Source organism: Pseudomonas bijieensis (assembly GCF_013347965.1).
GTDB classification, from domain to species: Bacteria; Pseudomonadota; Gammaproteobacteria; order Pseudomonadales; family Pseudomonadaceae; genus Aquipseudomonas; species Aquipseudomonas bijieensis.
Map to the genome: position 1 here is coordinate 5,632,279 of NZ_CP048810.1, position 22,573 is coordinate 5,654,851.

The window sequence follows — 22,573 nt, forward strand, 5'->3', positions numbered from 1 at the left end:
CGTTCGAGAATGAAAAAACAGTTGCCTGGCCGATTGGCAACCTGAGGAGTAAGCACTAGAGTATGCGCGCGCAAAACGGGCTGGAGTCGTTCGCACATCGCTGTCGCGTTTATTACGAGGACACCGATGCTGGCGGCATCGTCTACTACGTCAATTACCTCAAGTTTATGGAACGGGCTCGAACCGAACGGCTGCGGGAACTGGGTTTCGCCCAATCCGCGCTGGCAGGGGAGGACCTGTTATTCGTCGTGCATTCCAGCGAAGCGCGCTACCACGCGCCGGCGCGACTGGACGACGAACTGGTGGTAAGTGCCGATGTCATCGAATTGAACCGTGTCAGCCTGCGCTTCAAGCAGCAGGTCAGGCGGGCTACGGATAACGTGCTGCTCTGTGAAGGGCAGTTTTTGGTGGCCTGTGTGCGCACCCATAGTTTGAAACCCCGGGCCATTCCCGAAGCTCTACGTGCGGCCTTTGCCGGCGTGAGCGGCGCGGGTACACACTCAGAGCAGGAGATAAAGCGTGGAAGCTAACGTCGTCGACCATTCCTCCATGTGGAGCCTGGTCAGCAATGCCAGCGTCGTGGTGCAACTGGTAATGCTGACCCTGGTAGCCGCATCGGTGACCTCATGGATCATGATCTTTCAGCGCAGCAACATGCTGCGCGCCGGTCGCCGTGCCCTGGAGAGCTTCGAAGAGCGCTTCTGGTCCGGTATCGACCTGTCCAAGCTCTATCGCCAGGCCGGCAGCAACCCGGACCCGGATTCAGGCGTCGAGCAGATCTTCCGTGCCGGCTTCAAGGAGTTCTCCCGCTTGCGCCAGCAGCCGGGCGTCGATCCTGAAGCGGTGATGGAAGGCGTGGCCCGTGCCATGCGCGTGGCCATTTCCCGCGAAGAAGAAAAGCTCGAGCAGGGCCTGTCGTTCCTCGCCACCGTCGGTTCGGTCAGCCCGTACATCGGTCTGTTCGGTACCGTGTGGGGGATCATGAACTCCTTCCGTGGCCTGGCTTCCGCCCAGCAAGCGACCCTGGCCACCGTGGCCCCGGGCATCGCCGAGGCACTGATCGCCACCGCCATCGGCCTGTTCGCGGCCATCCCGGCCGTTATCGCCTACAACCGCTTCGCTGCCCGCAGCGAAATGCTGACCGGCCGTTACTACACCTTCGCCGATGAATTCCAGGCGATCCTGCACCGCAAAGTGCACACCAGCGAAGAATAAGCAGGTATTTCCCAATGGCTTTAATCGCTCGAGCCCGAAAAAAGCGCAAGCCGGTTGCCGAGATGAACGTGGTGCCCTACATCGACGTGATGTTGGTGCTGCTGGTCATCTTCATGGTGACCGCGCCGATGCTCAATCAGGGCGTGAAGGTCGATCTGCCCAAGGTTTCCAGCGAAGCCTTGCCGCAGGACAACAACACCCAGGTACTGACCATTTCGATCAAGGCTGACAAGACCTACTACTGGAACCTTGGCAGCGAAGTCGATACCGAGAAGCAGCAGGACCGCGCCATGACCTTGCCGCAGATGACTGATGCGGTGACCAAGATCATTCGTGTCGGCAACGATGCCGGCAAGCGCACCCAGGTTTTCATTCGCGGCGACAAGACCGTCGACTACGGTGCGGTGATGGGCGCCATGGGCGGTTTGCAGAAAGCCGGGGTCGGTAACGTTGGCTTGATCACTGAGGCGCCCTGATGCAGCAACAGCGAGAGCCGTCCGCCTCGGAAAGCTACTTCTGGCCCAGTGTCCTGGCAATCGGCCTGCATGTGCTGGTGTTCGGCATGCTGTTCGTCAGTTTTGCCATGACTCCGGAGCTGCCGCCGGCCAAGCCGATCGTGCAGGCGACGTTGTACCAGCTCAAATCGAAAAGCCAGGCTACGACCCAGACGAACCAGAAGCTTGCGGGTGAGGCGAAGAAGTCCGCCGCGCGCCAGACTGAAGTCGAGCAGATGGAACAGAAGAAGGTCGAGCAGGAAGCGATAAAGGCAGCGGAACAAAAGAAAGAGGAAGCGGCTCAAAAGGCCGAGGAAGCCAAGAAGGCCGATGAGGCGAAGAAAGCGGAAGAGGCGAAAAAGGCTGACGAAGCCAAGAAAGCCGATGACGCCAAGAAAGCCGCCGAGGCGAAAAAGGCAGAAGAGAAACAATTGGCTGATATAGCCAAGAAGAAAGCCGAAGAAGAAGCCAAGAAAGCCGCTGAAGAAGAGGCCAAGAAAGCGGCCGCTGAAGAAGCGAAGAAAAAGATCGTCGAGGACGCGAAGAAAAAAGCGGCCGAAGACGCCAAGAAGAAAGCTGAAGCCGAAGAGGCGAAAAAGAAAGTCGCCGAAGACGCGAAGAAGAAAGCCGCCGCCGACGCCGCCAAGAAAAAGGCCCAGGACGCAGCGCGTAAATCCGCCGAAGACAAAAAGGCCCAGGCCTTGGCAGATTTGCTTTCCGACACGCCGGAGCGCCAGCAGGCATTGGCTGACGAGCAGGGCGATGAAGTCGCCGGCAGTTTCGATGATTTGATTCGCGCACGAGCGGCAGAAGGCTGGGCTCGTCCACCTTCGGCGCGCAAAGGCATGACGGTAGTATTGCAAATCGGCATGTTGCCCGACGGTACGGTTACCTCGGTCAGCGTCGCCAAGTCCAGTGGTGACGGTCCGTTCGACGCTTCGGCGGTCGCAGCGGTCAAGAACATTGGGCGATTGACGGAAATGCAAGGAATGAAACCGAGCGACTTCGCTCCCTATCGTTCATTCAAGATGACATTCACACCTGAGGATCTAGCCTTGTGAGAAACCTTCTTCGAGGAATGCTTGTCGTTATCTGCTGCCTGGCAGGGATAGCGGTAGCAGAGGAAAAGAACATCCTGGTCACCAGCGGCAGCGACCGGGCGACCCCGATCGCCGTCGTACCGTTCGGCTGGCAGGGCGGTAGCGTCCTGCCGGATGACATGGCGGAGATCATCGGCAACGACCTGCGCAACTCGGGTTACTACGCGCCGATCCCCAAGCAGAACATGATCAGCCTGCCGACCCAGGCCAGCGAAGTCATCTACCGTGACTGGAAGGCCCTGGGCGCCCAGTACATCATGGTCGGCAGCATCGTTCCGGCCGGCGGTCGCCTGCAGGTGCAGTACGCCCTGTTCAACGTCGCCACCGAGCAGCAAGTGCTGACCGGCAGCGTGTCGGGCAGCGTCGATCAGTTGCGCGACATGGCGCACTACATCTCCGACCAGTCGTTCGAGAAACTCACCGGCATCAAGGGCGCATTCTCTACCCGCATGCTCTACGTGACGGCCGAGCGCTTCTCCGAGAACAACACCCGCTACACCCTGCAGCGCTCCGACTATGACGGCGCCCGTGCGGTGACCCTGCTTCAATCGCGCGAGCCGATCCTGTCGCCGCGTTTCGCTCCAGATGGCAAGCGCATCGCCTATGTCTCGTTCGAGCAGAAGCGTCCACGTATCTTCATGCAGCACATCGACACCGGTCGCCGCGAGCAGATCACCAACTTCGAAGGCCTGAACGGCGCGCCAGCCTGGTCGCCGGACGGCTCGCGCCTGGCGTTCGTGCTGTCCAAGGACGGTAACCCGGACGTCTACGTGATGAACCTGGCTTCGCGTTCGATCTCCCGCGTCACCAATGGCCCAGGCATCAACACCGAACCGTTCTGGGGCAAGGATGGCTCGACCATCTACTTTACCTCCGACCGTGGCGGCAAGCCGCAGATCTACAAGACCAGTGCTGGTGGTGGCGGTGCCGAACGCGTGACGTTCGTGGGTAACTACAACGCCAACCCTAAACTGTCGGCGGACGAAAAGACCCTGGTGATGATCCATCGCCAGGACGGTTTCACTAATTTCAAGGTGGCGGCCCAGGATTTGCAGCGCGGAAGTGTAAAAATCCTCACTGATAGCACTCTGGACGAGTCACCTACTGTTGCGCCCAACGGCACCATGGTAATCTACGCCACCCGCCAGCAGGGCCGGGGAGTCTTGATGCTCGTGTCCATTAATGGACGCGTGAGGCTCCCGCTTCCTACCGCTCAAGGCGAAGTCAGAGAACCGTCCTGGTCCCCTTACCTGAACTGACGCGGCGCTATACGTTTTACTTAACACACTGGGGTTCATTAGGAGTTTCACGATGGAAATGCTGAAGTTTGGTAAATTTGCTGCGCTGGCTCTGGCCATGGCTGTAGCTGTAGGTTGCTCGTCCAAAGGCGGCGACAATGCCGGTGAAGGCGCTGTTGATCCAAACGCTGGTTACGGCGCTAACACTGGTGCAGTTGACGGCTCCCTGAGCGAAGAAGCTGCTCTGCGCGCAATCACCACCTTCTACTTCGAATACGACAGCTCGGACCTGAAGCCAGAAGCCATGCGCGCTCTGGACGTTCACGCCAAGGACCTGAAAGCAAACGGCGCTCGCGTTGTTCTGGAAGGCAACACCGACGAACGTGGTACTCGTGAGTACAACATGGCACTGGGCGAGCGTCGTGCGAAAGCCGTTCAACGCTACCTGGTACTGCAAGGTGTTTCCCCAGCTCAGCTGGAACTGGTTTCCTACGGCGAAGAGCGTCCAGTTGCTACCGGCAACGACGAGCAGTCCTGGGCTCAAAACCGTCGCGTCGAACTGCGTAAGTAATTCGTCATGCGAACGTGCCGTCGTGCTGTAACTGTTCTGGCTCTCAGCCTCGCGCCGCTTGCGGCGTGGGCTGCGGTTCCTGTGGTCGATAACGATGCCGGCTATAACAATAGCGGGAGCAGTTATCCGCCTGCAGGTTACGGTACGAACGGCGCCTATGCCGGGGGAAGGGTTTCGGCCCCTGTCTCGGCACAGGGCCAGCTGTTCAACCAACTGCAGCAAATGCAGGATCAGATATCGCGCCAACAGGGTGTGATCGAAGAACTGCAAAATGATATTTCGCGCATGAAGCAGGAAAACCTGGAGCGATACCAGGATCTTGATCGGCGCATAGGATCCGGCGTTGCACCTGCCGCGACTCCCGAGAATTCTCCTGCCGGTGGCGACTTGAACGCCCCCGGTGCAGCCGCTGGCGCTGGCGCTGGCGCGGGGGCTGCTGCTCCAGCAGCACCTGCCGCCGGTGGCGAGCCCGCTGATCCGGCGAAGGAAAAGCTCTATTACGACGCGGCCTTCGACCTGATCAAGGCCAAGGATTTCGACAAGGCCAGCCAGGCCTTTGCCGCTTTCCTGCGCAAATACCCAAACAGCCAGTACGCGGGCAATGCCCAATATTGGCTGGGCGAAGTGAACCTGGCCAAGGGCGACCTGCAAGGCGCTGGCCAGGCGTTCGCCAAGGTTTCGCAGTTGTATCCCAAGCACGCCAAGGTGCCGGATTCGCTGTACAAGCTGGCTGACGTAGAGCGCCGCCTTGGTCATACCGACAAGGTGAAAGGCATTCTGCAGCAGGTGGTGGCCCAATATCCGGGTACGTCGGCTGCCCAGTTGGCCCAGCGTGATCTGCAACGCATGTAAGCCAGCTTGACCTGTTTTTGAAGAAACCCGCGCCTGTCGCGGGTTTTTTCGTTAGAATTCACGCCCTTTTTATGAAACACGCTTTTTGGGATCTGCGCGTTGGCGGGGTTCCTTGAAGTGCCTGACGGAGGCGGACAGCCTGTTTAGCTGTTACGCCCGTGGCGACTATGCAAGACACATTGAGAATCACCGAAGTTTTTTACTCGTTGCAGGGTGAAACGCGCACGGCTGGGCTGCCCACGGTATTTGTGCGCCTCACCGGTTGCCCGTTGCGTTGCCAATACTGTGACAGCGCCTACGCTTTCAGCGGCGGCACCTTGCGAACCCTCGACGATATCTTGGAACAAGTGGCCAGTTATCGTCCGCGTTATGTCTGTGTCACGGGCGGTGAGCCATTGGCGCAACCCAATGCCATCCCTTTGCTCAAGCAGTTGTGTGATGCCGGTTACGAGGTTTCGCTGGAGACCAGCGGCGCCCTGGATATCTCGGCCGTCGACCCGCGCGTCAGTCGCGTCGTGGACCTGAAGACTCCAGGCTCCAAGGAAGCGCACCGCAACCGTTACGAGAATATCGAACTGCTGACACCCAACGATCAGGTCAAGTTCGTGATCTGTTCGCGGGAAGATTATGACTGGGCCGTGTCCAAGCTGATCCAGTACGGACTCGACCAGCGGGCCGGCGAAGTGTTGTTGTCGCCGAGCCATCACGATTTGAGTGCCCGGGAGCTGGCGGACTGGGTGGTGGCGGATAACCTGCCGGTGCGCCTGCAATTGCAGTTGCATAAATATCTTTGGAACGACGAGCCGGGGCGCTGATATGACTGATTCGAACATTGCGGAAAAACGTGCGGTCATCCTGCTGTCCGGTGGCCTGGATTCGGCCACTGTCGTGGCCGTGGCCCGTGCCGAGGGTTACCGCTGCTACACCATGAGTTTCGACTATGGCCAGCGCCACCGAGCTGAACTGCACGCCGCCGAACGAGTTGCCCGGGACCAGGGTGTGGTGGAGCACAAAGTGATCGGCCTGAACCTCAATGGCATCGGCGGCTCGGCCTTGACCGACAGTTCCATCGACGTGCCCGAGGCGCCTGGCGAAGGTATTCCGGTGACGTATGTGCCAGCGCGCAACACCGTGTTCCTGTCATTGGCATTGGGCTGGGCCGAAGTGCTGGGTGCCCGTGACATTTTCATTGGCGTCAATGCCGTGGATTATTCCGGTTACCCGGATTGCCGTCCGGAGTTCGTCGAAGCCTTCGAGCGCATGGCCAACCTGGCGACCAAGGCCGGCGTGGAAGGGCAGGGCTTTCGCATCCAGGCGCCGCTGCAGAATCTCAGCAAGGCCGACATCGTCAAGGCCGGTGTGAAGCTTGGCGTGGACTACGGGCTCACTGTTTCCTGCTACCAGGCCGACGATCAGGGCCGTGCTTGCGGCAAGTGCGACAGCTGCCGCCTGCGTGCGGAAGGCTTCGCGGCCGCGGGTGTAAGCGATCCAACTCGTTATTTTTGATTTATTTCAAATTAAGTGTTGAATAGTCCTTAGAAATCAGTATTATACGCGCCACCACACAGCGGGTCGTTAGCTCAGTTGGTAGAGCAGTTGGCTTTTAACCAATTGGTCGTAGGTTCGAATCCCACACGACCCACCATTTTTTGCAGTTTTAAAAGTCTGGAAGGCCCACGAAAGTGAGGATTTCCGGATTTTTTTTGCCTGCGAGAAAGTGGCCGGACGAATCCCGAATCTGGCCGGTGTCATGGCAGTCCTTGGGGGACTACGCCATTAACCTGGAAAAAATGGTCTCAGCTCCTAGACTGTTGAAGCCCGCTCCCTGTTCAAGCGCAGCGCGCATCTCGTTCATAAAGTGCGCGAGGTTCGATCAAGGAGGATTCGACATGAAGCTGCGAATTACCCAGTTTGCTCCCTTCGATCAGGTCAAGGATATCAAGGCTGATATCAAGGGCGGATGGTGCGCCGGGGTAACCGCCATGGTCGGCGCTGCCGTGGGTGCCTATGACGTGGAAGGCCAACCCGATTTTGGGCATTGGGTCGAACATGTCGCTTTTGTAAGAGCCAAGGCGGCGTTGCTGAAGATCAATTCCAGCCTCAACACGGCCGAAACGCTGCAGGCCGTCCTGGGCCGATACCAGAAAACCCGCGACGTCTGCGGTGACCTGCATAAACCCGAATATGAAGCGCGAGGTTGCAAAGTTCTCCTGAGCTTATCGGGATGGTTTCCAGTGCTGGGTTATGCGTCCTACCTGAAAAATTCCAAATGGCTGACCAATCATATCGGCTACATCATCCGAGGCGGGGACAAGCTGGTGTTGTTCGACCCCAATTACGGTATCGGTTTGTTCACCATTGAGGATGCGCTGCCGCTGAACCTGAACGAGCTGACCAAGGCGATCGGCATCCTCGCCTGGAAGAGTGGCCTTTCCAGTTACCTGCTGTCCTACACGGCGGCCACTTCCGTTGTTGACGAAGATCCCTTGCAACTGCGCTTGTCGAACGATATCGAGGAGAAAGCCCGGGCCTTGAGAGAGCTCAGCGGTCGTTTTTTTACCGGGACAAAGTAGCAGCGTTAGCGGATGTGTCGCCCATAACCCTTTGGGTCAAACCGCAATACCATCACCATCATCAACGCCATGATCGCCGTGAGCGACCACCAGGCCCACTCGAAACTGCCCAATTGATCGCGGATCATCCCGGCAATCAAAGGCGAGAGCCCGGCGATGAGATAGCCCACACCCTGCACGAACGCCGTAAGACCGCCGGCCCGGCGTGGGTTGTCCAGGTGGTCGAGGGACACGATCAGGCTCATGGGGAACAGGCCGCCGATACCCAGTCCCAGCAGGCAGGGCCAGAGCAGGCTGAAGTGTTCCGGGCTGAGGATCAGGCCGCAGAAGCAGCCGATGATCAGGGCCAGCAGGACGCCCAGGACCAGGCGTTTATCCCGGCTGCTGTTGGCTATCGCCGGAACGACCAGGCCGGACAACACTTCCATTGCCGTAAGCAATCCCAGCAGCAGGCCCGCGTGCTGTTCGCTCCAGCCCTTTTCCACGTAGTACGGCGCCAGCCAGGCCAGCACGCAAGTGTAGGAGGCGGTGCCCAGGCCAAAGAAAATCGCCAGCAGCCAGGCCCGCGCGTTGCTGGAAAACGTTTCGTGATGCCGGGACGCTTCTTCGGGCAAGGAGGTGATGCTCGAGCGTTGGCCGTACCAGCTGCCGAGGGCGATCAGCGCCAGCAATGCCCAGATTGCCAGGCCGAGGCGCCAGCTACCGGTCTGTGCCAGGACAAAAGGTGAAAACGAAGCGGCAATCGCCGCACCGCCCATGATGGACGTGACGTACAAGCCCATGAGCAGCGAGACGTTGTCGGCGAAGCGCGACTTGATCAGTGCCGGCATCACGGCCTGGATCAAGGCGATCCCGAGCCCGGCCACGATCGCACTGGCAATCAGTCCGGCGGCGCTGTCCAGATACAAGCGCGACGCCGTGGCGAGCCCAATGATCAACAGCGACAGCACGATGGTGCGGTGTTCACCGATGCGCAGGGCGATGCGCATGCCCAGGAACATTGCCAGGCCCATCGACATGACGGGCAACATGGTCAACAGCGAGGCGGTGCTGAAATTCAGGGGGACCTCGCCGCGAATGGCGGACAGCAGCGGTCCGACCGCCGCCATCGAGGGCCGTAGGTTCAGCGCCACCAACGCGATGCTGACCAGCAGCCAGGCGGCGTGGGTGCTTGAGGTTCGAACGTTTTCCATGACAGGGCCTTGGTTGGACAAGGCCCCATTTAGGCCTGGGCGTCTTGCGGCGGGCAAACTGAAAACTGGCTGGTGGTATTGAAAAATTAAATACCGCCCTCGGTTATTCCATCTCCGGGCTCAGCGTCCCCAACCACGCCACGAAGCCGAGAATGACCACTGCCACAGAGAACTCCAGGACCATGCTGCGCCGCAGGGCATTCACCGCGACCCGGTGCTCACCGGTCTGTCGGGCGTTCTCCAGGAGTGGGCTCAGGTGAAAACGGTTCAGCGCGGCGAACACCAGCATGACCGCGAACAAGGTGAGTTTGAGCGCCAGCAACTGACCATAGGTGCTGTCGAGTAGCCCCGTGATACTTGGGCCGACGATGAACAGGTAATTGATCACCCCTGTCACGCTGATGACCACCACGATCACCGCCCCGGCGGTTTCAAACCCGGTCAATGTCCGGGCCAGTACCGCCAAGCGAGGCTCGGACTGGCGAAGCAGCAGGGCGAACGCGGCCAAGGCGCCGACCCAGCCACCCGCCGCCCATAGGTGCAGGAAGTCGGTGATGAAGTGCCAACTGCGGCGTGCGCCTTCGTCCATCGCACCGTGCCCTGCCCAGGCCAGCGTCGCCAAAGCCACGGCTCCGCCCAGCAGGACCAGGCCCAGGCTGGCGGTCGGCCAGCGTTTATTGAGCGTCACGGCGAAACCGGCCAGCAGCAGCGCCACCATGCGCAGGGTCCAACTCAAGCCGACGTCGGTTTCCCATACCATCATTTCAATGTGCGGCCACAGCTCGATCCAGTCCGAAACGCCGCTCATGGCCCAGGTCATGCACACCATGGCGGCGAGGGAGAGCAACCCACCCAGCACCGCCGTGGTCGCCAGCAGCGGCGCGAAAGGCAACTGCGCACCCGACACCCGCTCCTGGCCTCGCAGGCTATAAAGACCGAACGCGGCCAGGCCGAACAGCAACATCAAATCCAGGTACAGGGCAAAGCGCAGCACAATGTTGATCGAATCGCTCATCAACTCACTTCACCTTGAACGTGACGTTGCCGGTGATCGGGTGAGTGTCGGACGATACCGCGCGCCACTGGACCTGATAGGTGCCAGCGGTGAGAGGCGTATTCGGGGTAATGACCATGGTTTTCGGGTCATCGCTGCCGGAGACCTTGGCTGGCATGGGCATCGGCGCATGGGCCGCCATGCCGGGCATCTCGGTCATCATCAGCTTGGCACCGGAGAGTTTGGTCATCAGGTTCTCGGAGAAGTGCAGTTCTATTTTTGCCGGCGCCGCCCCATCGGCGCCTTCGGCGGGGGTGGAGGACAGCAGTTTCGGATGGGCCTGGGCCAGGCCACTGAGCAACAGGCCAGTGGACAAGGCGACGGCAACGACAGCGTTTTTGATGAGTGACATGCAAGGACTCCTACAGCTCGGTTTTTAGTTTTTAGTGAAAAAGGTCAGCGGGTCAGAACCACATGCGCAGGCCCAGTACCAGGCGTGCCTCGCTGCGGTCTTCGCCTTCTTCCCGGGCGTAATCGGCGGTGTTGCCGTAGACGCGGTTCCAGGTGACGCCAATGTAGGGCGCGAATTCGCGGCGTATTTCATAACGCAGCCGCACGCCGAGTTCGCTGTCTGACAACCCTGAGCCGATGCCTCGGGCGGGATCGTTCTTGCCATAGAAGTTGACCTCGGCGGTGGGCTGAAGGATCAACCGATTGGTCAGCAAGATGTCGTAGTCGCCTTCCAGGCGCGCCGCGCTCTGGCCGCCTTCACCGATGAACGCGGTGGCCTCGGCTTCGAAGTTGTACAGCGCCATGCCTTGCACGCCCAGGGCGGCCCAGGTTTGCGGATCGCCTGGCTTGAAGTCCTGGCGCACGCCGGCCACCACGTCCCACCAGGGACTGATGGCGTGGCCCCACAAGGCCTGGAGTTCGGCTTCTTCAGTCTTGCCGTTGAGGCGTTCGCCTTCGGAACGCAGCCACAGACGGTCGATGTCACCGCCGATCCAGCCCGAGGCATCCCAACTCAGGGCGCTGCCATCGTCGGCGTCCTGCCACTCCAGTTGGTCGATGAGAAAGAACGAGTTGATGGCGCTGTCATGTACCGCGTGTCCACCGTGATCCTCGTAGACGGCGGCGCGGTCGGCGGCGGTCAGTTCCGGGATCGGCGTGCGACTGGTGGCAGGGGGCGATTGCATGGACTCCATGCCCTGCATCGAGTCCATGCCTTGCATCTGGCTATGGTCCATTCCCGGCATCTGGCTGTGATCCATGCCCGGCATGTCGTTGCTCGCTGCCCAGGCCGAGATGCTGCTGCCAAGGGCAAGGATGGCCATGGGCAGGGCGGGGTACTTCACAATCATGGTCATGGTCGCTTCCTCATTCCTGCACCCGAACTTCACGAAACATCCCCATTTCCATGTGAAACAGCAGATGGCAGTGATACGCCCAGCGCCCGAGGGCATCGGCGGTGACCCGGTAGCTGCGCCGGGAGCCCGGTGGCACGTCGATGGTGTGCTTGCGGACCATGAACTGGCCGTTCTCATCCTCCAGGTCGCTCCACATGCCGTGCAGGTGGATGGGGTGTGTCATCATGGTGTCGTTGATCAACACGATGCGCAGTCGTTCGCCGTACTTGAGCAGCAGCGGTGCGGCGTCGGCAAACTTCACGCCGTTGAACGACCAGACGAATTTCTCCATGTGCCCGGTCAGGTGCAGCTCGATCGTGCGGCCAGGCTCGCGGCCGTCGGGGTCAGGAAAAGTGCTGCGCAGGTCTGAGTAGGTCAGCACTTTGCGGCCGTTGTTGCGCAGCCCCATGCCCGGGTCGTCGAGCTTGGGCTTGACGCTCATGGCCTGCATGTCCACCAGGGGGTTGTCTTTCTCGGTGTCGGGGTGCGAGAGCATGCCGTCCATGCCCTGCATGGCACCGTGATCCATACCGGCCATGTCACCCATACCCTGCATCTGGCTGTGATCCATGCCTTGCATCGGGCTGTCGTCCATCCCCGCCATGCCCTGCATCGAGCCATGGTCCATGCCACTCATTTGCCCCATGCTGCCGTGGTCCATGCCTCCCATGCCCATGTCGTCCATGGTCACCAATGGCCGCGGGTCCAGTGGCGGCACTGGCGCTGACAGCCCGGCCCTGGCCGCGAGGGTGCCACGGGCGTACCCGGTGCGGTCCATGGACTGGGCGAACAGGGTGTAGGCCTCTTGGGTCGGTTCGATGATGACGTCATAGGTCTCCGCCACGGCGATCCGGAACTCATCGACGCTCACCGGTTTGACGTATTGGCCGTCAGACGCCACCACCGTCATCTTCAAGCCGGGAATGCGCACATCGAAATAGCTCATGGACGAGCCGTTGATAAAGCGCAGGCGAAGACGTTCGCCTGGCTTGAACAGGCCGGTCCAGTTCATGTCCGGCGCCTGTCCGTTCATGAGGTAGGTGTAGGTGGCGCCGCTGACGTCGGCCAGGTCAGTGGGATTCATCTTCATCTCGGCCCACATCTTGCGATCGGCCACGGTGCTGGCCCAGCCGTTCTTGCCCACATCGTCTATGAAGTCGCCGACGGTGCGCTTGTTGTAGTTGTAGTAGTCCGACTGTTTCTTGAGCTTGCGAAGGATGTCGCCGGGCTCTTCATCGGTCCAGTCGGTGAGCATCACGACGTAATCGCGTTCGTACTGGAAAGGCTCGGGTTCCCTGGCGTCAATCACCAGCGGGCCGTAGACCCCGGACTGTTCCTGGAAACCGGAATGGCTGTGGTACCAGTAGGTGCCGTTCTGTCGGACCTTGAACTGATACACGTACATGCCGTCGGGTTCGATGCCTTTGAAGCTCAGTCCCGGAACGCCATCCATGTTGGCCGGCAGCAAAATACCGTGCCAGTGGATGGAGGTGGTGTCCTTCAAGCGGTTGCGCACCCGCAGGGTCACGGTGTCGCCTTCACGCCAGCGCAGCAGGGGGCCGGGGATGCCGCCGTTGATGGTCTGGGCGGTGCGTGGGCTACCGGTGAAGTTGACCGGGCTTTCGCCGATGAACAGGTCGAATTCGGTGCCTGTCAGCACGTTGGGCTGGCCGGGGCTGGTGACTGCCCAGACGGGCGCGCGCCATAACCCCAGGCCACCCAGGATGCCACCGGCGGTCAGGCCTTTGACGAAGGTTCGCCGGGAAGTTTTTGTTTGCATCGATGGAAGTCCGTCAGTCGATTCGCAGCGAGCACAGGAACAGTTCCCTGTGCAGGTTTGAAAAGAAGATGACATAAGCCAGCGCGACAAGTGATTACATTTCAGTCAGCTTGGCAGGGGCAGAAGTCAGCCATTGCCTTGGTGAATACAAAACTTGTGGCGAGGGGATTTATCCCCGTCGGGCTGCGAAGCAGCCCCGGAAAAAGGTGAATGCAACTGCCCTGATACAGCGCGCTGATTGGGTTTAGGACCGCTTCGCGGCCCAGCGGGGATAAATCCCCTCGCCACAGATTTTGTGTTCGACCTTATAGCCTTGATGCGTCTGCCAGGACGCAGGTCAGAATGATCTTTTGCAACGGCGGGATATTCTGTAGCCTTGCCGGCTTCACGCTGTCCCGTGCCTGATTGATACCCACTTTCCCGGCGGTACCCGAGTGGTCCGGAGCCGGGTGTATACTCGACTTTCGCGCTAAACGCGCTTGCAGGTCTTGCGAACATGACGCAAATTTCCGAACGCCTTCTGGTCCAGGCCCATCTCGACGCCAAGCAGCCCAAGCCGCTGAGCGCCGAGCAAGAGGCCTGGTACCGCGCCGCCATCGCTGCCGAGCTCAAGGCTCAGGACGCAGTGCTGGTCGCGCACTTCTATTGCGACCCGGTCATCCAGGCCCTGGCCGAAGAGACCGGTGGTTGTGTGTCCGACTCCCTGGAAATGGCCCGCTTCGGCAATGCTCACCCGGCCAAGACCGTGGTGGTGGCGGGGGTCAAGTTCATGGGCGAGACCGCCAAGATCCTCAACCCCGAAAAACGTGTGCTGATGCCGACCCTGGAAGCCACCTGCTCCCTGGACCTGGGCTGCCCGGTGGACGAGTTCTCGGCGTTCTGCGACCAGCATCCGGAGCGCACCGTGGTGGTGTATGCCAATACCTCGGCGGCAGTCAAAGCCCGGGCCGACTGGGTAGTGACCTCCAGTTGTGCGCTGGAAATCGTCGAGAGCCTGATGGACAACGGCGAAACCATCATCTGGGGCCCGGACAAGCATCTGGGGACTTACATCCAGCGCAAGACCGGTGCCGACATGCTGCTCTGGGACGGTGCCTGTATCGTCCACGAAGAGTTCAAGTCCAAGCAGTTGGAGGACATGAAGGCGCTATACCCGGATGCCGCGATCCTGGTGCACCCGGAGTCGCCGACATCGGTGATTGAACTGGCCGATGCCGTGGGCTCCACCAGCCAGTTGATCGCCGCGGCCCAGACCCTGCCGAACAAGACGCTGATCGTCGCCACCGACCGGGGTATCTTCTACAAGATGCAGCAGCTGTGCCCGGACAAGGTCTTCATCGAGGCTCCTACCGCTGGCAACGGCGCGGCGTGCCGCAGTTGCGCACACTGCCCGTGGATGGCGATGAACACCCTGGAGCGCACGCTCAAGAGCCTGCAGGAAGGCGCCAATGAGATATTCGTCGACCCGGCTTTGATTCCCCAGGCCATTCGCCCGCTCAAGCGCATGCTGGACTTTACCCAGGCGGCGCGGATGAAGCTGGCGGGGAATGCTTGAGGCTGAATAAGATTTTCAGGCGCGTAGGGCTTTCTGTGGCGAGGGGATTTATCCCCGCTGGGCTGCGAAGCGGCCCTAAAACCTGACACCGCGGAGTGTCAGAATGAACAAATGGGGCCGCTACGCGCCCCAACGGGGATAAATCCCCTCGCCACAATGTAATCCGCTTACCTGCTTTGGCGGTATCACTTGGTCTTCTTGGGAATCCGCACCAACTGCGTTTCCGAGTAGATGTCATGCCAGCTGCGTTTGCGCTTGTCGAACAGCGCCCAGATGAAGCCCAGCCCCACCAGCAGCAATGACGCAATCGACACCACGAACCGCAACAGCGCCTGCCACAGGCTGATGGCTGTGCCATCGGCGTTCTGTACACGGATGCACCACACCTGCATGCCCAGGGTCTGGCCGTTGTGGGTCCAGAACTTGGCGAAAAAACCGAACAACACGAACAGCAGCACAGTGGACAGCAGCGGGTCACCGTCCAGTGCCCCGGCTTCGGTCAGGGCGCGCATTTTTTCTTCGCCGATGATCGCCATCTGGATCATCTTGTAGGCGCCGCTGGTGACGATCAGCAGCGCCGTGCACAGCAGGAAGTCATAAAACATCGCAGCCAGGCGACGACCCAGGCCGGCGGGAGGAAAGTCCCCCTGGGGAGTGAGCAGGTGTTTCGGCATGACGGCCTCGGACAGAAAAAGAAGCCATTTTACGGATTTACGCCCATAAAAAAGCCCCTGATATCAATCAGGGGCTTTTTCGTGTGGGAAAGCTTCAGGCTTCGGCGATAACTTCGTCAGCCTGCATGCCTTTCTGGCCTTGGACGGCAACGAAAGTGACCTTCTGGCCTTCTTTCAGGCTCTTGAAGCCGTTGCCCTGGATGGCGCGGAAATGCACGAACAGATCCGGACCGCTTTCAGGCGTGATAAAACCAAAACCCTTCTCGTCGTTGAACCACTTGACGGTACCGCTCTGACGTTGAGACATTTTCTTATTTCCTTTGACGCTAAAATTGATGACAGCCTCTTTCGCATGAAAGAGTACTGGGGCTGGGTTGCAGGAAAGTAAGAGACGTCGAACGGGATGTAGCGAACTTCATAAGCTACTGCCCAGGTCACGATTCCAAGCGACCCATGCAAACACAGTGACCAAACTCTACGCCAACTACGAATGAAAAAACAACCCCCCGGGGAAGCCCGTATTTACTCAGCTTGCAGGCATTTACATGCCCCGTCGGGGGCGCTTATTCGATAGGCTAGTTCAATTGTTTGCCGCCGTTATAAGCGCTGTTGAGTGCCTAAAAGATATGCACCTTTTTATGGCGGTTGCGTTACACATTAGTGCACGTATAACGCAATCGCGTTACTTATAGAAACAGTCAATCAACCGCGGTAGTAGCGTTGTGGAACAAATGGCATTTTGCTTACAAGCAAAGGCACTTTTTTCCCACGCACGATGGCCCAGACTGGCGTATCCAGTGCGACATAGGCGCTATCCAGGTAACCCATTGCCAACGGCCCGCCCAGGGTCGGGCCGAAACCGCCGCTGCACACCGTACCGATAATCTCGCCCGCCTCGTTGACGATCTCTGCACCTTCGCGCACGGGTGTGCGTTCCTGGGGCAGCAGGCCCACGCGTTTGCGCTTCACGCCGCCCTGTTGTTGGGCGAACACGGTTTCAGCCCCGGGGAAACCACCGGCCCGGGCGCCATCGGCGCGGCGGACCTTGGAGATCGCCCACAGCAGGCTGGCTTCGACCGGCGTCGTCCCGGTGTTCATGTCATGGCCATAAAGACACAGGCCGGCTTCCAGTCGCAGGGAGTCGCGGGCGCCGAGGCCGATGGCCGCGACTTCCGGTTCGGCCAGCAGGGCGCGGGCGAGTTTTTCCGCGTCGGTGGCGGGTACCGAGATTTCGAAACCGTCTTCACCGGTGTAGCCAGAACGACTGACGAAGCAATCCACGCCCAGCAGTGTGACGCGCTGGAACTGCATGAAGGTCATTTTCGCCACCTCAGGTGCCAGGCGGGCGAGCACGGTGACGGCTGCCGGGCCTTGCAGGGCGAGCAGGGCCCGGGCTTCGAACAGCGGCTCGATGTCGCACTGCGCACCAATGTGGGCCCGCAGGTGGGCCAGGTCCTGGTCCTTGCAGGCGGCGTTGACCACCAGGAACAGTTCGTCGTTGCCCAGGTTGGCGACCATCAGGTCGTCGAGGATGCCGCCGTTGTCGTTGGTGAACATGGCGTAGCGCTGCATGCCCACCGGCAGGTCGATGATGTCCACCGGCACCAGGGTTTCCAGGGCCTTGGCGGCACCTGCGCCAGTGAGGCGGATCTGGCCCATGTGGGACACGTCGAACAGCCCGGCCTGATCGCGAGTGTGCTGGTGTTCCTTCATCACGCCCAGTGGGTATTGCACCGGCATGTCGTACCCGGCGAACGGCACCATGCGGGCGCCGAGTTCGAGGTGCAGCGCATGCAGCGGGGTTTTCAGCAGTTGTTCGGTGGACATATCAGCTCCTGGAAAAATGTAGAGGGCAGGCAAGTGCGCGTCAGCATTCGATGATGTTGACCGCCAGACCGCCGCGGGCGGTCTCCTTGTATTTGCTTTTCATGTCGGCGCCCGTCTGGCGCATGGTGCGGATGACTTTGTCGAGGGAGACGAAGTGATGCCCATCGCCGCGCATGGCCATGCGCACCGCGTTGATGGCTTTCACCGAGCCCATGGCGTTGCGTTCGATGCACGGCACCTGCACCAGGCCGCCGATCGGGTCGCAGGTCAGGCCGAGGTTGTGTTCCATGCCGATCTCGGCGGCGTTTTCCACTTGCTGCACGCTGCCACCGAGCACTTCGCACAGGGCTCCGGCGGCCATGGAGCAGGCCACGCCGACTTCACCCTGGCAGCCGACTTCGGCACCGGAGATGGAGGCGTTTTCCTTGTACAGGATGCCGATGGCGGCGGCAGTCAGCAGGAACCGCACCACGCCATCTTCGCTGGCACCAGGGATAAAGCGCATGTAGTAATGCAGCACGGCCGGGATGATGCCTGCCGCCCCATTGGTAGGGGCGGTGACAACGCGCCCGCCATAGGCGTTTTCTTCGTTGACTGCCAAGGCGTACAGGTTGACCCAGTCCAGTACCGACAGCGGGTCGCGCAGGGCGGCTTCGGGGTTCTTGCACAATTGGCGATGCAGCGCCGCGGCCCGGCGCTTGACCTTCAGCCCGCCCGGCAGAATCCCTTCGTTGCGACAGCCCGCCGCCACGCAGTCCTGCATCACCTGCCAGATCTTCAGCAGGCCAGCGCGGGTTTCGGCTTCGGGGCGCCAGGCGCTTTCGTTGGTCAGCATCACCTGGCTGATGGACAAGCCATAGGTGGTGCAATGGCCCAGCAGGTCCTTGGCGCTCTTGAACGGGAAGGTCAGGGGCGTGGCGTCTTCGACGATACGGTCGGCGCCGGCCGCGCCTTCGTCGACGACAAAACCGCCACCCACCGAGTAGTACTCGCGGCTGCGCACTTGCAGGCCTGCGGCATCGAAGGCGCGGAAGATCATGCCATTGGGGTGAAAGGCCAGCGGCTTGCGGATCATCGCCAGGTGCAGTTTTTCATTGAATTCGATGGAGTGCTCGCCGAGCAGGTTCAGGCGACCGCTGCTGCGGATCGCTTGCAGGCGACTGTCGACGGTCTCGGTGTCCACGGTATCGGGGTGTTCACCTTCCAGGCCCAGCAGCACGGCCTTGTCACTGCCGTGACCCTTGCCGGTGGCGCCGAGCGAGCCGTAGAGCTCGACTTTGACGCTGGCGGTGACATTGAGCAGGTCATCACGACGCAACCCTTCGGCGAAACGGGCGGCGGCACGCATCGGGCCGACCGTATGGGAGCTGGAAGGGCCGATGCCGATCTTGAACAGGTCGAACACGCTTAACGACATGGTGTTTCTCCGGTTTCTTTTTTATGGGGATCGACGGTTTAAGGTCTGACATGGATCCTGTGGGAGCGAGCCTGCTCGCGATAGCGGATTGTCAGGCAACATCTATTGGCTGTTACGCCGCTATCGCGAGCAGGCTCGCTCCCCACAGGAGATTTGGAGGGCTGGTAGATCGCCCTCCATTCAGGTCAAGCGTAGCTTTCGATCGACGGGCAGGCGCAGACCAGGTTGCGGTCGCCGAACACGTTGTCGACCCGGCCCACCGGCGGCCAGTATTTGCCATCGACCAACGACGCCACTGGGTACACCGCCTGTTCGCGGGTGTAAGGGTGGGGCCACTCGCCGACGATTTCCGCCGCAGTGTGCGGGGCGTTTTTCAGCGGGTTGTCGTCTTTGTCCAGGCTGCCGTTTTCCACCGCGCGGATTTCTTCGCGGATGCAGATCATGGCCTCGCAGAAGCGGTCCAGTTCTTCCTTGGATTCGCTTTCGGTCGGCTCGATCATCAGCGTGCCGGCCACCGGGAACGACATGGTCGGGGCGTGGAAACCGAAGTCGATCAGGCGCTTGGCCACGTCATCGACGCTGATGCCGCTGCTGTCCTTGAGCGGGCGCAGGTCGAGGATGCATTCGTGGGCGACCAGGCCGTTGCTGCCGGAGTAGAGCACCGGGTAATGCTCTTCCAGGCGTCGGGCGATGTAGTTGGCGTTGAGGATCGCCAGTTGCGAGGCGCGCTTGAGGCCCGCGCCGCCCATCATGCGGATGTACATCCAGGTGATCGGCAGGATGCTCGCGCTGCCGAACGGCGCCGCGCACACCGCGCCTTCCTTGCGCTCCATGTTGGCATGGCCCGGCAGGAACGGTGCCAGGTGCGATTTGACGCCAATCGGGCCAACGCCCGGACCGCCACCGCCATGGGGGATGCAGAAGGTCTTGTGCAGGTTCAGGTGCGACACGTCGCCGCCGAACTTGCCCGGGGCGCAGAGGCCGACCATGGCGTTCATGTTGGCACCGTCGATGTACACCTGGCCGCCGTTGTCATGGATGATGCCGCAGATTTCGCGGATGCCTTCTTCGAACACACCGTGGGTGGACGGGTAGGTGATCATCAGCGCCGCGAGGTGTTCGCGGTGCTCGATGGCCTTGGCCCGCAGGTCTTCGATGTCGACGTTGCCGCGGGCATCGCAGGCGGTCACGACCACGCGCATGCCGGCCATGTTGGCGGTGGCCGGGTTGGTGCCGTGGGCCGAGGACGGGATCAGGCAGATGTCGCGACGTTCTTCGCCACGGCTCTGGTGATAGGCGCGGATCGCCAGCAAACCGGCGTATTCGCCCTGGGAACCAGCGTTGGGCTGCAGCGACACCGCGTCATAGCCGGTGGCGGCGCAGAGCATGGCTTCCAGCTCGTCGGTCAGTTGCTGGTAGCCGGCGCTTTGCTCGGCTGGAGCGAACGGGTGCAGGGCGCCGAACTCGGCCCAGGTCACCGGGATCATTTCGCTGGCGGCGTTGAGTTTCATGGTGCAGGAACCCAGCGGGATCATGGTGCGATCCAGGGCCAGGTCCTTGTCGGCGAGCTTGCGCAGGTAGCGCATCAGCTCGGTTTCGGAGTGGTAGCGATTGAACACCGGGTGGCTGAGGATCGCCGACTGGCGCACCAGTTCGGCCGGGATGCAGCTTTGCACGCTGGAGGCCAGTGCGGCGAAGTCTGGCAGCGGCTTGCCGTCGGCCAACAGGTTCCACAGCGCTTCGACGTCGGCCTGGCTGGTGGTCTCGTCCAGGGACAGGCCCAGGCGTTCAGCGTCTACTACGCGCAGGTTGATGCGTTGGGCGCGGGCCTTGTCGTGCAGGGCGGCGGTTTGCGCACCAGTGCGCAAGGTGAGGGTGTCGAAGAAGCTCACTTGCTCGACGCTCAGGCCCAGCGCGCCGAGGCCCTTGGCGAGGATCGCGGTCAGGTGATGGATGCGGTTGGCAATTTGCACCAGGCCCTTGGGACCGTGGTACACGGCGTACATGCTGGCGATGTTGGCCAGCAGCACCTGGGCGGTGCAGATGTTGCTCGTGGCTTTCTCGCGGCGGATGTGTTGCTCGCGGGTCTGCATCGCCAGGCGCAGGGCCGGCTTGCCGAAACGGTCCACGGAAACACCGACCAGACGGCCCGGCATGTCGCGCTTGAAGGCGTCCTTGGTGGAGAAATACGCCGCGTGCGGGCCACCGAAGCCCAGTGGTACGCCGAAGCGCTGGGCGCTGCCGATGGCGACGTCGGCACCGAACTCACCGGGTGGGGTCAACAGGGTCAGGGCTAGCAGGTCAGCGGCAACGGCCACCAGGGCGTTGGCGGCGTGGAAGCGCTCGGTCAGTTCGCGGTAGTCGAACAGGTCGCCGTTACTGGCCGGGTACTGCAACAGTGCGCCGAAGAAACCGCTGACATCGCTCAGTTCGCGCTCATCGCCCACCACCACGTCGATGCCCAGGGGCTCGGCACGGGTGCGCAGCACGTCGAGGGTTTGCGGGTGGCTGTGTACGGAGGCGAAGAAGGCGTTGCTGCCCTTGTTCTTGCTCAGGCGCTTGCAGAAGGTCATGGCTTCGGCGGCGGCGGTGGCTTCGTCGAGCAAGGAAGCGTTGGCGATCGGCAGGCCAGTGAGGTCGCTGATCAGGGTCTGGAAGTTCAGCAGCGCTTCGAGACGGCCCTGGGAGATTTCCGGCTGATACGGCGTGTAGGCGGTGTACCAGGCCGGGTTTTCCAGCAGGTTGCGCAGGATCGGTGCCGGCGTGTGGCAGTTGTAGTAGCCCTGGCCGATGTAGGTCTTGAACAGTTGGTTCTTGGCGGCAATGGCTTTGATCGAGGCCAGTGCATCGGCTTCACTCTGGCCGTCGCCCATGTCCAGTACGCTGGTGCCCTTGATGCTTTCCGGGATGACGCTGGCGCTCAGGGCTTCCAGGGAGTCGTAGCCCAGGCGCTCGAGCATGGCTTGCTCGTCGCTGGCACGCGGGCCGATGTGGCGGGCGATGAATTCGTTGGCGGTGCCGAGATTAACGGTCATGTTGCGCTCCTCAGGCTTCGGCGTTGGCTTTGATCAGACGGTCGTAGGCGTCCTGGTCCAGCAGTTGGCCAACTTGAGCGGGGTCGGCGGGCTTGAAGCGGAAAAACCAGCCTTCGCCCAGCGGATCTTCGTTGACCAGTTCCGGATTGCTTTCCAGGGCCGGGTTCACTTCGAGCACTTCACCGTCCAATGGCATGTAGACGCCGCTGGCCGCTTTCACCGATTCCACGGTGGAGGCCTCGGCACCCTTGTCGTAGCTTTGCAGTTCCGGTAACTGAACATAGACCACATCGCCCAAGGCGTTCTGCGCAAACGCGGTAATACCGACGGTAACGCTGCCGTCGGCTTCGGTGCGCAGCCATTCGTGATCTTCAGTGAAACGCAACTCGCTCATGGAAACTCCTGGGGCCAGATTCGTCTGGTGGACGCGAAGAAGGCACGGGACTTGGCCCGGCCGAATGGCAATACCCATAGCAAGAATGCGGCCAATGTTGCTAATGGCTTATAGATCAATGAGTTGAGTCGTTTCGTTGAGGCCTGGATCGACTTGACTGTAGCGAAATCGCTACAGCTGAGCGCCTGGAAAAAATCGTTGTGGGATCAAAGCCTTAGTTTGCGCTGTTTGGCAGCGGCTGTAGCGATATCGTTC

Annotated in this window: 22 protein-coding genes and 1 tRNA gene; 12 read left to right on the top strand and 11 right to left on the bottom strand. The window is 60.8% G+C overall.

Annotated elements, in window-relative coordinates:
* Positions 1 to 62: 62 nt before the first annotated feature.
* The 11 genes from ybgC to GN234_RS24900 all read left to right on the top strand — a co-directional run bounded on the left by ybgC (position 63) and on the right by GN234_RS24900 (position 8,043).
* Positions 63 to 530, top strand: a complete 468-nt coding sequence (gene ybgC / locus GN234_RS24850) for a tol-pal system-associated acyl-CoA thioesterase (protein WP_003205037.1) — start codon at positions 63 to 65, stop codon at positions 528 to 530.
* Complete coding sequence (gene tolQ, locus GN234_RS24855; protein WP_014339916.1) at positions 520 to 1,215, top strand: protein TolQ; 696 nt, start codon at positions 520 to 522, stop codon at positions 1,213 to 1,215. Before ybgC ends, tolQ begins: the two co-directional genes overlap by 11 nt.
* A gap of 23 nt (positions 1,216 to 1,238) precedes the next feature.
* Positions 1,239 to 1,691 carry a protein TolR gene (gene tolR / locus GN234_RS24860; protein ID WP_161798348.1) on the top strand — a complete coding sequence of 151 codons (453 nt, stop codon included), beginning with the start codon at positions 1,239 to 1,241 and terminating at the stop codon, positions 1,689 to 1,691.
* Positions 1,691 to 2,770: a cell envelope integrity protein TolA gene (gene tolA, locus GN234_RS24865; RefSeq protein WP_109753808.1), complete on the top strand. Its 1,080-nt coding sequence runs from the start codon at positions 1,691 to 1,693 to the stop codon at positions 2,768 to 2,770. The genes tolR and tolA overlap by 1 nt, the downstream gene beginning before the upstream one ends.
* Positions 2,767 to 4,068, top strand: coding sequence for a Tol-Pal system beta propeller repeat protein TolB (tolB, locus tag GN234_RS24870; RefSeq protein ID WP_109753809.1), 1,302 nt, complete (start codon positions 2,767 to 2,769; stop codon positions 4,066 to 4,068). The genes tolA and tolB overlap by 4 nt, the downstream gene beginning before the upstream one ends.
* 52 nt (positions 4,069 to 4,120) lie before the next feature.
* Complete coding sequence (pal, locus tag GN234_RS24875) at positions 4,121 to 4,618, top strand: peptidoglycan-associated lipoprotein Pal (RefSeq protein WP_003178634.1); 498 nt, start codon at positions 4,121 to 4,123, stop codon at positions 4,616 to 4,618.
* A 6-nt stretch (positions 4,619 to 4,624) separates the two neighbouring features.
* Positions 4,625 to 5,470, top strand: a complete 846-nt coding sequence (ybgF, locus tag GN234_RS24880) for a tol-pal system protein YbgF (RefSeq protein WP_176689215.1) — start codon at positions 4,625 to 4,627, stop codon at positions 5,468 to 5,470.
* Between the two features lie 167 nt (positions 5,471 to 5,637).
* Positions 5,638 to 6,285 carry a 7-carboxy-7-deazaguanine synthase QueE gene (gene queE, locus GN234_RS24885; RefSeq protein WP_109753811.1) on the top strand — a complete coding sequence of 216 codons (648 nt, stop codon included), beginning with the start codon at positions 5,638 to 5,640 and terminating at the stop codon, positions 6,283 to 6,285.
* A gap of 16 nt (positions 6,286 to 6,301) precedes the next feature.
* Positions 6,302 to 6,976: a 7-cyano-7-deazaguanine synthase QueC gene (queC, locus tag GN234_RS24890; protein WP_176689633.1), complete on the top strand. Its 675-nt coding sequence runs from the start codon at positions 6,302 to 6,304 to the stop codon at positions 6,974 to 6,976.
* Between the two features lie 63 nt (positions 6,977 to 7,039).
* Positions 7,040 to 7,115: transfer RNA gene (locus tag GN234_RS24895), tRNA-Lys, on the top strand.
* A gap of 100 nt (positions 7,116 to 7,215) precedes the next feature.
* Entirely contained in the window at positions 7,216 to 8,043 is an 828-nt protein-coding gene (locus GN234_RS24900; protein ID WP_176689216.1) for a hypothetical protein, read from the top strand.
* 5 nt (positions 8,044 to 8,048) lie between these two features.
* Here GN234_RS24900 and GN234_RS24905 read toward each other — a convergent pair whose 3' ends face one another.
* The 5 genes from GN234_RS24905 to GN234_RS24925 form a co-directional block, all read right to left on the bottom strand.
* On the bottom strand, positions 8,049 to 9,236 hold the full coding sequence (locus GN234_RS24905; RefSeq protein WP_176689217.1) for a cyanate transporter: 1,188 nt from the start codon (positions 9,234 to 9,236) through the stop codon (positions 8,049 to 8,051).
* 103 nt (positions 9,237 to 9,339) lie between these two features.
* A complete protein-coding gene (gene copD / locus GN234_RS24910; RefSeq protein WP_176689218.1) occupies positions 9,340 to 10,251 on the bottom strand; it encodes a copper homeostasis membrane protein CopD in 912 nt (303 codons plus the stop codon).
* A gap of 4 nt (positions 10,252 to 10,255) precedes the next feature.
* Entirely contained in the window at positions 10,256 to 10,642 is a 387-nt protein-coding gene (gene copC / locus GN234_RS24915; protein ID WP_109753816.1) for a copper homeostasis periplasmic binding protein CopC, read from the bottom strand.
* Between the two features lie 52 nt (positions 10,643 to 10,694).
* Positions 10,695 to 11,564 carry a copper resistance protein B gene (locus GN234_RS24920; RefSeq protein WP_411828794.1) on the bottom strand — a complete coding sequence of 290 codons (870 nt, stop codon included), beginning with the start codon at positions 11,562 to 11,564 and terminating at the stop codon, positions 10,695 to 10,697.
* Positions 11,565 to 11,607: 43 nt separating this feature from the next.
* On the bottom strand, positions 11,608 to 13,416 hold the full coding sequence (locus GN234_RS24925) for a copper resistance system multicopper oxidase (RefSeq protein WP_109753818.1): 1,809 nt from the start codon (positions 13,414 to 13,416) through the stop codon (positions 11,608 to 11,610).
* A gap of 496 nt (positions 13,417 to 13,912) precedes the next feature.
* Here GN234_RS24925 and nadA point away from each other — a divergent pair, with 496 nt between their 5' ends.
* Positions 13,913 to 14,971 carry a quinolinate synthase NadA gene (gene nadA / locus GN234_RS24930; protein WP_109753819.1) on the top strand — a complete coding sequence of 353 codons (1,059 nt, stop codon included), beginning with the start codon at positions 13,913 to 13,915 and terminating at the stop codon, positions 14,969 to 14,971.
* A gap of 185 nt (positions 14,972 to 15,156) precedes the next feature.
* Here nadA and GN234_RS24935 read toward each other — a convergent pair whose 3' ends face one another.
* From GN234_RS24935 to gcvH, 6 genes are all read right to left on the bottom strand, one after another.
* On the bottom strand, positions 15,157 to 15,645 hold the full coding sequence (locus tag GN234_RS24935; RefSeq protein ID WP_109753820.1) for an RDD family protein: 489 nt from the start codon (positions 15,643 to 15,645) through the stop codon (positions 15,157 to 15,159).
* A 94-nt stretch (positions 15,646 to 15,739) separates the two neighbouring features.
* Positions 15,740 to 15,952: a cold-shock protein gene (locus GN234_RS24940; protein WP_011335634.1), complete on the bottom strand. Its 213-nt coding sequence runs from the start codon at positions 15,950 to 15,952 to the stop codon at positions 15,740 to 15,742.
* 395 nt (positions 15,953 to 16,347) lie between these two features.
* A complete protein-coding gene (gene gcvT, locus GN234_RS24945) occupies positions 16,348 to 17,472 on the bottom strand; it encodes a glycine cleavage system aminomethyltransferase GcvT (protein WP_176689220.1) in 1,125 nt (374 codons plus the stop codon).
* 40 nt (positions 17,473 to 17,512) lie between these two features.
* Entirely contained in the window at positions 17,513 to 18,889 is a 1,377-nt protein-coding gene (locus GN234_RS24950) for an L-serine ammonia-lyase (RefSeq protein ID WP_176689221.1), read from the bottom strand.
* 185 nt (positions 18,890 to 19,074) lie between these two features.
* Positions 19,075 to 21,924 (bottom strand): aminomethyl-transferring glycine dehydrogenase, encoded by a 2,850-nt coding sequence (gcvP, locus tag GN234_RS24955; protein WP_176689222.1) that lies wholly within the window; start codon positions 21,922 to 21,924, stop codon positions 19,075 to 19,077.
* A gap of 10 nt (positions 21,925 to 21,934) precedes the next feature.
* Complete coding sequence (gene gcvH / locus GN234_RS24960; protein WP_163857015.1) at positions 21,935 to 22,318, bottom strand: glycine cleavage system protein GcvH; 384 nt, start codon at positions 22,316 to 22,318, stop codon at positions 21,935 to 21,937.
* Between the last annotated feature and the right edge of the window lie 255 nt (positions 22,319 to 22,573).

Bases quoted from the DNA above. Each gene is read 5' to 3' on its own strand.
- pal (WP_003178634.1), top strand. From the start codon at position 4,121: ATGGAAATGCTGAAGTTTGGTAAATTTGCTGCGCTGGCTCTGGCCATG.
- gcvT (WP_176689220.1), bottom strand. From the start codon at position 17,472: ATGTCCACCGAACAACTGCTGAAAACCCCGCTGCATGCGCTGCACCTC.
- GN234_RS24925 (WP_109753818.1), bottom strand. From the start codon at position 13,416: ATGCAAACAAAAACTTCCCGGCGAACCTTCGTCAAAGGCCTGACCGCC.
- copC (WP_109753816.1), bottom strand. From the start codon at position 10,642: ATGTCACTCATCAAAAACGCTGTCGTTGCCGTCGCCTTGTCCACTGGC.
- tolA (WP_109753808.1), top strand. From the start codon at position 1,691: ATGCAGCAACAGCGAGAGCCGTCCGCCTCGGAAAGCTACTTCTGGCCC.
- GN234_RS24920 (WP_411828794.1), bottom strand. From the start codon at position 11,564: ATGGCCATCCTTGCCCTTGGCAGCAGCATCTCGGCCTGGGCAGCGAGC.
- ybgC (WP_003205037.1), top strand. From the start codon at position 63: ATGCGCGCGCAAAACGGGCTGGAGTCGTTCGCACATCGCTGTCGCGTT.
- GN234_RS24950 (WP_176689221.1), bottom strand. From the start codon at position 18,889: ATGTCGTTAAGCGTGTTCGACCTGTTCAAGATCGGCATCGGCCCTTCC.
- queE (WP_109753811.1), top strand. From the start codon at position 5,638: ATGCAAGACACATTGAGAATCACCGAAGTTTTTTACTCGTTGCAGGGT.
- GN234_RS24940 (WP_011335634.1), bottom strand. From the start codon at position 15,952: ATGTCTCAACGTCAGAGCGGTACCGTCAAGTGGTTCAACGACGAGAAG.
- nadA (WP_109753819.1), top strand. From the start codon at position 13,913: ATGACGCAAATTTCCGAACGCCTTCTGGTCCAGGCCCATCTCGACGCC.
- GN234_RS24935 (WP_109753820.1), bottom strand. From the start codon at position 15,645: ATGCCGAAACACCTGCTCACTCCCCAGGGGGACTTTCCTCCCGCCGGC.
- GN234_RS24905 (WP_176689217.1), bottom strand. From the start codon at position 9,236: ATGGAAAACGTTCGAACCTCAAGCACCCACGCCGCCTGGCTGCTGGTC.
- gcvH (WP_163857015.1), bottom strand. From the start codon at position 22,318: ATGAGCGAGTTGCGTTTCACTGAAGATCACGAATGGCTGCGCACCGAA.
- ybgF (WP_176689215.1), top strand. From the start codon at position 4,625: ATGCGAACGTGCCGTCGTGCTGTAACTGTTCTGGCTCTCAGCCTCGCG.
- gcvP (WP_176689222.1), bottom strand. From the start codon at position 21,924: ATGACCGTTAATCTCGGCACCGCCAACGAATTCATCGCCCGCCACATC.
- copD (WP_176689218.1), bottom strand. From the start codon at position 10,251: ATGAGCGATTCGATCAACATTGTGCTGCGCTTTGCCCTGTACCTGGAT.